Genomic DNA, 7,848 nt, shown 5'->3' with positions numbered 1-7,848 from the left:
CCGTCTATTCGGACGGCCCCGGCATGCCGCCGCTGCCGACCCGGCTGATGGCGGGGCTGGCGATCCTCAAGCACACCTTCAACCTGTCGGATGAGGTGCTGTGCGAGCGCTGGGTGGAGAACCCTTACTTCCAGTATCTCACCGGCGAGACGTTCTTTTGCCATACGCTGCCGTTCGACCTCTCGTCGATGACGCGCTGGCGCAGCCGCATGGGCGAGGAGCGGATCGTGGCGCTGTTGCAGGAGAGCCTCAGCCTTGCGGTCAAGACCGGGGCGATGAAGCCGGCCGACACGCGCCAGGTGATCGTCGACACAACCGTGCAGCCGAAGAACGTCATGTTCCCGACCGACGCCAAGCTCATCAACCGGGCGCGCGAACGGCTGGTGCGGCTGGCCAAGAGGGAAGGAGCTCCATTTGCGCCAGAGCTATCAGCTGGCGCTGATCAGCCACCAGCGCTATGCCCACGCCAAGCAGTTCAAGCGGGCCAACAAGGCGCTGCGCAGGCTCAAGACCTATCTCGGCCGGACCATTCGCGACATTTCTCGCCAGATCGCCGGCGATGCGGGGCTGGACGCGCTCTTCAAATGGCCGTTCTACCAGGCCGCCACCGTTCTCTAGCAACGCCAGCGCCAGCGCGGCCGCAAGATCTACAGCCTGCACGCGCACGAGGTGGAATGCATTGGCAAGGGCAAGGCGCATATGCCCTACGAGTTCGGTGTGAAGGTGTCGGTGGCCACCACGCTGAAGCGCTCCAAGGGCGGCCAGTTCGCCCTGCATGCAAAAGCGCTGCCCGGCAATCCCTATGACGGCCACACGCTGGCAAGCGTCATATCGGCCACATCAAGAACGAACACCGCATGGGCCGCAACTACCTCGCCGGCCAGCAGGGCGACGCCCTCAACGCCGTCCTGGCCGCCGCCGGATACAACTTCTCCCTCCTGCTCAGGTGGCTGAAGTGATTTTTGTGGCCCTTGATCGCCCTGCTTCAACTCCGGCCGAAGTCGGTCGCCGCTTAGCGTCTGGATCACGGTCGACCAGCACGAGTTCCAAAAATCCAACCTGCATCTCAGGCACCGCGTCCTGACCTCGGAAATCGAGGATCCAGTCTCGACAGAGTATTCGACAAGATGCGGACGTGTGTTACAATAACGAGCCGCAACTCATACCAGACATGAGCTCATATTTTGGGATAGTGGCCTCCAAGCGGTCAAGCCACGGACGCGAATGTCATCCGATAAAGGGTCGCGGCGTCATAGATGGGCAGTCCTGTCCTACGACGGATTGCTGACGTCACCATCGGGAACAATGTACATTCAAATAGGAGGGCGGCAATCCCCGGATGTGCGGCGCCAAGTCGCGCGACACAGGCTGCAACCTCCGACTCCATTTCAACAACACCAGCCGGCCACGCGTCACCTTCAATGCCGCCGATGACTACTCTTGCCTCTGCGGATGAATCTATGCCCAGCAGCTCTTTGCCGCAGTGTCTTGAGTCTGCGGCCACAACGGCGAGCTTTGCGTCAGCTGGAAGCTGCCGGAGTAGCGTGGGCGCCAGTAGCAGGCTCGACATGGCCACCGGGACTTCGACAGACGCGGCCACTGCAGCCTGGTACCGGATACTGAACCCGCAGTCCCCGGTTATCGCGACTGCTCCGCGCTCGACCAACCGCCTGGCAGCTGCAATGTAGGCCGGCTCGAGAGAAGCATCACCGGGAATGACCCTCTCCTCCAAAGCCCCGGCCGCGGTCTCTATTATAATTGGGAAGTCGAAAGTTGCCGGGTTGAAGACCGACTCCGGTTGCGGTGGCGGAAATTCACGAGGCGGAAGTCCGATCTCCAGCCCAATAATTCCGAGGGCCCTTTGTTGAGTTGTCACGGAAGCATCCTTCTTCTGGAAGCAGCTAAGATGGTGATTTCGGCAGCAAATGCCCATCACCTGCGCGATACAGGTTCTCTCTGAATGCACGAATTTAACAGCGTCGAAACGGCTGTTTCAGAGAAACATGCCTTTCCAGGCGCAGTAAGTCGGCATTGTTTTGGTGCATTCGCATGAAAGCCGTAAAAACTGGGAAACCGCAGAACGCTTGTGCGACCCTCCCCGGGCCTGTAGGATACCGGGTTTGCGTCCGCCGTCAGACAATCGTGTTAGGGCACTTTCCAGAGCCCAGATGCCCTGAATGGCAGATTGAACGCACATCAGATCTTCAAGCTCGCAACTGCCGAACGGGCAGCGCTATTTACCTAACTCGACCAATCTGGGGCTTGGACCGGACGATCCTAGTTATGCAGTCCTGAATGAACTGGGGCAGTAACCTCGACATCAACCCGGCCCTGAAAAACCGCGCGTAGGTTCGTCGCAGGGCAGCCTGCTCCGAACGGACCAGTTCCTGCCCGGAAGCCACCCACGGGATAACTCAACTAGCGGCACAACCCGCAACTCACCTCGTCTCCAGCACCGCATTGAGAAACTGCTGCGTTCGCTCGTTTTGCGGATTGCCTAAAAGCTGGCTGGGCGGGCCTTGCTCGACAATCTTACCGCCAGAAAAGAAGCACACGCGATCGGAGAACTCCTTGGCAAAGCCCATCTGGTGCGTGACCATCAGCATTGTGAGGTCATGTTCGGCGCTGAGCTTGCGGATGACGTTGAGCACCTCTCCAACCAGTTCCGGGTCAAGCGCTGATGTCACCTCGTCAAACAGCATCACCTTGGGCCGCATGGCCAACGCCCGAGCGATCGCCACGCGTTGCTTCTGGCCCCCGGAAAGCTGGATCGGGAAATGGTTCTTCTTGTCGCCGAGGCCCACCAAGTCGAGCAGCTCTGCCGCTCGGGCCTCCGCCTCCTTCTTCGAGAGCCCAAGGACGGAGATCGGCGCCTCCATGCAGTTCTGCAGAGCAGTCATATGCGGGAACAGGTTAAAGTGCTGGAACACCATACCGATCTTGGCACGCACGCGACGGAGATGACGCTCGCTCGCCGGCACTATTTGGCCGTTCTTCTGCGTATGCGTCAACGGTTCACCGTCGACCCATATCACCCCCCCGTTGATGTGCTCAAGCGTCATCAGCATGCGCAGAACGGTGGTCTTGCCCGAGCCGGACGGACCAATGATGGACACCTTCTCGTTGCGTGCGATCTCGAGATTGAGTTCGTCCAGCACCGTCAACGCGCCGTAGCGCTTTGTGACGTTCTCGAAGCGAACTATGGGTTCGTTCATGACTTTTTCGCTGCGCCTGATATCGAGGTCAAGCTCGTCCCGCCTGGCTGATGCCCTAGGGCGCTTCGTGAGATCGTCCTCGAAGCGAAGCACAAATTCGCTCATAGTATAAGGCCTCCCTATTGCAGATGGTAGCGGCGGTTGAGCCAGACGCGGACCGACTGCACGATAGCGGAAGCAACCAAGCTGAACACGTAGTAGAAGAAGCCGCACATAGTGATCGCTTCTATGTATCGATAGTTATTGCCCCCGAAATTTTTCGCCTGCTGCAGCATCTCGAAGATCGAGATTGCCGCCAGGACCGGCGTGTCCTTGAACATGCCGATGAAGTAATTGCCCAGAGCTGGCACCATGGGCGGGATCGCCTGCGGCAGAATGATTGTTCGCCAGGTCCGCGTTCGCGAAAGGTTTAGTGCCGTACAGGCCTCCCACTGGCCGCCATCCACATTCTCGATGCCGCCGCGGAAGACTTCGGAACAATAGGCTGCATAGTGGATCCCCAGCACGCCAACTCCCGCCGTCCAGGCAGGAATGAAGATTCCGATCTGCGGACCAACGAAATAGACAAAGAACAACTGCAGCAGCAAGGGCGTTGAACGGATAAACTCCACGATCTCCGCCATGGTGGTCGAGACGTAGCGGTTTGGCGACTGGCGAATCATCGCGAAGACAAGACCCAATATCAGCGCGATCGCAAACCCGAGCAGCGTAGCCTCAATGGTGACGATCGCTCCCTGATAGAGATATGGGAAAGCCTCCCATACGTAAGACCAATCCCAGATCTTCAAGCCACCTGCTCCCGAACGAAACCGCGCGAGACGCGGCGTTCCAGCCAGCGCACGAAAGGAGTGATGAGGGCGCGCGCGATGATGTAATAACCGAATAGTGCAACCGCAAAGAACAGCATATAATCGCCAGTTGCGTCGGCCGCCTGCTTGGCGGCGCTAGTAAATTCGGGAATGGTGATGAAGAAGACGAGCGAGCTACCCTTAAGCACATCGATGAGCATGTTACCCCAGGTCGGCAGCATGGCGCGCATTGCCTGTGGGAGGATAATACGCCGCATCATGGTGAGCCGCGAAAAATTGAGCGCTGTAGATGCCTCATACTGGCCCCTATCAACGGCCTGAATGGCGGCGCGGACATACTCGGCTGCGTAGCCAGAGGCATTCATTCCGATCCCCAAAATTCCGACAGTCCACGGCGACAGGAAAATACCGAAAATCGGCAATACAAAGAACCACCAGTAGAGCTGAACCAGCATGGACGTCCCGCGGAAGAATTCGATGTAGGCGATACTGAACCAGCGCAACTGCCGACGGGGAGAGACTCGGGTCAGGCCCACGAAAAGCCCAAGGACGATCGCTACGACGCAGGCGCCAAGAGTGACGATGACCGTAGTCATGACGCCCTTGGTGAGCACGGCAAAGATAAAGCTGAGATCGACCTTACTCATATGCCCTCCCCACTGACCGCCTACCGGCCAAGGGCCGGGGAGCGGTCAGACGCATAGCTTCAGCCCTTGCAAAGATCAGCGGTCTTGCTGCCATCCGGGAGATCGCGTTTGGTGTAACCATATTTGCCGACCGCGGCCATCATTTCGTCAGAGCCAATATAGTCTTTCAACACAGCATTGAACGCGTCTACCGCAGCCTGTTCGCTGAGCGGGAAGGCTATGGCGGGATGTTCATTCGGTCCCGGCGGGGTATACGGGTCAGCCACCTCAATGCTGGGATCCTGCTCGGCAAGAGTCGTCGCGTTCAGACTATAGAGCGAGCCGGCAGCGGCGCGGCCGGCCTTTACAGCCTGTACGACCTCGGGCGGTCCGGCGACCTGCATAACCTTGTCGTCAGGGAAACCTAATTTCTTCGCCTGCTCGACTGCGGTGGTACCCGTCATGATGGCCAGGGTAAGCCCCTTCTTCTGAGCGTCATGGAGGGAATGCAGCGCTTCCGGATTGCCCTTCGGCACGATCATCGAATCATTGCTCGATGCGATCGGTTCGCTGAACAGGACGTTGCGGCACCGCTCCGGCTTAATCCACATGCCGCCCGTGATGATGTCAAAGCGACCAGCCTGGAGGCCCGGGACAAGGGAACCCCAATCGGTTACGACCGGCTCGATTTTGGTCGTTCCCATCTTTCTCAGAACGTCCAGTGTCATCACATTGACCAGGCCAAGCGGCTCGTTGTTCGCACCAGGATAGGCACTGGGAGGCTCATTGGTGAAGCCAAGACGGATCGTTTCTCCGTTCTTAATCTTATCGAGCAGCGACTCCGCCGAGGCCGAACCGGCAAAGGACGAGATTGTCATCGCCGCCAGGCCGAGCGCGGCAATCCTCTTCAAGATTGCAGCCTTAAAGCATTCGTCGAGTTTCCACTTGACCACTGGTTAGTCCTCCGTTTTCGCATCGCCGATGGTCTCCCGATATGCCTCGGGAAAAGACCATTGCATCATTTGTTGAGCTTGTAGTCCGGCGGTTCCCATCATCGTGTGAGCTGCAGGGTCCCCACTTAGGTATAGATTCCTCCAGTCGATCCTTTGCTACGCCACTTGTGCATGCTTCGTGAGCGTAGCAGCGCAGCTGTGGTGCTTTGTGCGAGAAATGCAAGTTATTCGCAGAAATTCGGTGATTTTTGGGTGCATACGCACATTTCCGTCATCCCCGTGGTTCGTTGGAAGTGAACAATCGCGAGCTGTGGTATGGCCAACTGAGGCACACCACGTCTTGCATGACTCCTGCCCTGCCCGGTTGGATGGGCGCCACCGCCTGGGCTATGCCCTTGTTGCCATGGCAGGGCACAAGTTCGTCGTATGCGACACGCCGCTGAGAGATTCGCCTCGGAGACGCTGGCCCGAGCATTGTTCCCGTCACAGTTGATCATTCGTGCCATTGACGGATGAGTCTGTTCACGGCTTCGCTCCGGATCAACCTGGACGGAATCGCCGGCATTATTGAGCAGATGGAAATCTGAATTCCTGATCAGCTTCGCCAGGTTGATCCCTTGCTCCGGCGTCGCGGTAGGGTCGTTCTTGGACCAGATGATCAACGTCTGGGCCTGAAGCTGATCAAGGTAGGGGAAGATATACTTCTGCTGCAGCAGTGGATAACGATGCAGGTTTGTCTCGTCTTCCGGCAATCTCTGCCAGATCTCCCATTGTCCCCGAGCCGCGGCCCGCCGATAGGCTTCTCGCTCGGCGCATTCCACATCCTGCCCGTGGGCGCGGCAGCTTTTCCGCCGTGCGGTGATGTATTCCTCTTCGCTCGGCATCGGGCCGGAACAGCCGTAAGCCTGCCGGCAGGCCTCCAGCCAAGCTTCGTCACGGTCATCTCCGAACGCCGGCGACACGGAGTTAGCGGTCAGCAGGACAAGCTTAGAAACAAGATCGGGACGCACGATCGCGACCCGCGCGTCGACGAATGATCCTTCTGAATGGCCGACTAGCGTGATCTGCTTCAAACCCAGTTGTTGGAGGAAGCTAATTACATGATTCACACGACCGAGCCGGTTAATGTATTTGCAGTCAGCAGGATAATCCGTTCCCCCAAAATGGAGTTGATCAATCGCTACTACCGTAAATTGATCGGATAGCCCGTTCAGCTGCCGAACAAAGGAACTCTTAGCCTCTGCACGGAAGCCCGCCCCCTGCAGGAAAACAATCGGCCTACCAGCTCCGTTCTCGCAGTACGATGTCTCGACACCATCAACCGATACGCGATGCTTGGTGATCATCGGTTCCTCGGCAAAAGGAGGGGCATCAGGTCGGCATTGCGACATGCGAGATGGACTGCCATTGCTCACTCCTGAGCGTAGCAGCCTCACATGCCACGTTGCCGAACTATCTCGTCTGAATACCGGAAATCGGCACCCCGGAGCCTCGCGTCTTGTCACTTTGCTCTGTCGTCGCCCAGCCACTGCGGCCGGGAGCCTTTTAGGTGCATGGGTGGCATTCCCCGCAAGATTTCAACCCTTGCACAGGTCGCCGGTCTTGGTGCCGTCCGGCAGATTGATTTTGGTGTAGCCGTATTTTGACCGACTGCATCATTTGGTCGGAGCCGATATAAGTATTCAATACCTCGTTGAAGGCATCGACCGCCTGCTGATTGGGCAGGAAGGCGAGACTTGGGTAGCCGGCCTTCCCAGCCGGCGGGGTGAACGGATCTGCCATTTCAACGCTGTCGACCTTGTCAGCGAGCTCCTTACCGTGAAGTAGTTTAGCGACCCCGCCGCCGCGCGGCCGACCTTCACTGCCTGCAAGAATTCGGCCTGGCCGGCGACCTGCATGACACGATCCTCCGGAATGCCCGCGTCTTTGGCGGTCGTGACCGTGTCGGAACCGGCGGTGGTGACCAGCGTTAGGCCCTTATCACGAATATCGTCAAAGGAGTGCTGGTCTTTTGGGATTGCCATTCGGCATGAGCAGGGCTTCGGTGAACTTAGCAAGCGGCTCGGTGAACACCACATTGCGGCAGCGCTCCGGCAGAATGTACATGCCGCCTGGCCTAGCTCCGTCTGCCGTCTCTCAAGGTTGTGTCGGCCAATTTCTCAGCCACCATAATCGTCGGAATGTTTGTGTTCGCCCGAGGGCAAAATGGCATGACGGAAGCGTCGGCGATCCTCAAACCCAAAAT

At 58.2% G+C, this 7,848-nt stretch carries 7 protein-coding genes and 1 pseudogene; 1 reads left to right on the top strand and 7 read right to left on the bottom strand.

The features are described 5' to 3' along the window. Positions 1-959 (top strand): annotated as a pseudogene (locus EN943_RS05100) (IS5 family transposase); the annotation flags it as partial. Between the two features lie 248 nt (positions 960-1,207). Here the strand turns inward: EN943_RS05100 and EN943_RS37930 are convergent. The 7 genes from EN943_RS37930 to EN943_RS05060 form a co-directional block, all read right to left on the bottom strand. Continuing rightward, entirely contained in the window at positions 1,208-1,876 is a 669-nt protein-coding gene (locus EN943_RS37930) for a hypothetical protein (protein WP_176477193.1), read from the bottom strand. Positions 1,877-2,438: 562 nt separating this feature from the next. Next, positions 2,439-3,215, bottom strand: coding sequence for an ectoine/hydroxyectoine ABC transporter ATP-binding protein EhuA (ehuA, locus tag EN943_RS05090; protein WP_063170381.1), 777 nt, complete (start codon positions 3,213-3,215; stop codon positions 2,439-2,441). A gap of 119 nt (positions 3,216-3,334) precedes the next feature. Continuing rightward, positions 3,335-4,003 (bottom strand): ectoine/hydroxyectoine ABC transporter permease subunit EhuD, encoded by a 669-nt coding sequence (gene ehuD, locus EN943_RS05085; protein WP_063169345.1) that lies wholly within the window; start codon positions 4,001-4,003, stop codon positions 3,335-3,337. Then, on the bottom strand, positions 4,000-4,671 hold the full coding sequence (gene ehuC, locus EN943_RS05080; RefSeq protein ID WP_063169346.1) for an ectoine/hydroxyectoine ABC transporter permease subunit EhuC: 672 nt from the start codon (positions 4,669-4,671) through the stop codon (positions 4,000-4,002). The genes ehuD and ehuC overlap by 4 nt, the downstream gene beginning before the upstream one ends. A 59-nt stretch (positions 4,672-4,730) precedes the next feature. Next, positions 4,731-5,603 (bottom strand): ectoine/hydroxyectoine ABC transporter substrate-binding protein EhuB, encoded by an 873-nt coding sequence (ehuB, locus tag EN943_RS05075; RefSeq protein WP_082826582.1) that lies wholly within the window; start codon positions 5,601-5,603, stop codon positions 4,731-4,733. Positions 5,604-5,827: 224 nt separating this feature from the next. After that, positions 5,828-6,949, bottom strand: a complete 1,122-nt coding sequence (locus EN943_RS05070; RefSeq protein ID WP_063169347.1) for an alpha/beta hydrolase — start codon at positions 6,947-6,949, stop codon at positions 5,828-5,830. A gap of 770 nt (positions 6,950-7,719) precedes the next feature. Next, positions 7,720-7,839, bottom strand: coding sequence for a GMC oxidoreductase (locus tag EN943_RS05060; protein ID WP_281034207.1), 120 nt, complete (start codon positions 7,837-7,839; stop codon positions 7,720-7,722). Positions 7,840-7,848: the final 9 nt, after the last annotated feature.

The sequence above is a fragment of the Mesorhizobium sp. M7A.F.Ca.US.006.01.1.1 genome (assembly GCF_003997935.1).
Lineage (GTDB): Bacteria > Pseudomonadota > Alphaproteobacteria > Rhizobiales > Rhizobiaceae > Mesorhizobium.
The sequence above is the reverse complement of the archived record's forward strand: the minus strand, read 5'-3'. Positions and strand labels throughout refer to the sequence as shown.

Coding starts and splice junctions, on each gene's coding strand:
- EN943_RS05070 (WP_063169347.1), bottom strand. CDS start 6,949: ATGATCACCAAGCATCGCGTATCGGTTGATGGTGTCGAGACATCGTAC.
- ehuC (WP_063169346.1), bottom strand. CDS start 4,671: ATGAGTAAGGTCGATCTCAGCTTTATCTTTGCCGTGCTCACCAAGGGC.
- ehuA (WP_063170381.1), bottom strand. CDS start 3,215: ATGAACGAACCCATAGTTCGCTTCGAGAACGTCACAAAGCGCTACGGC.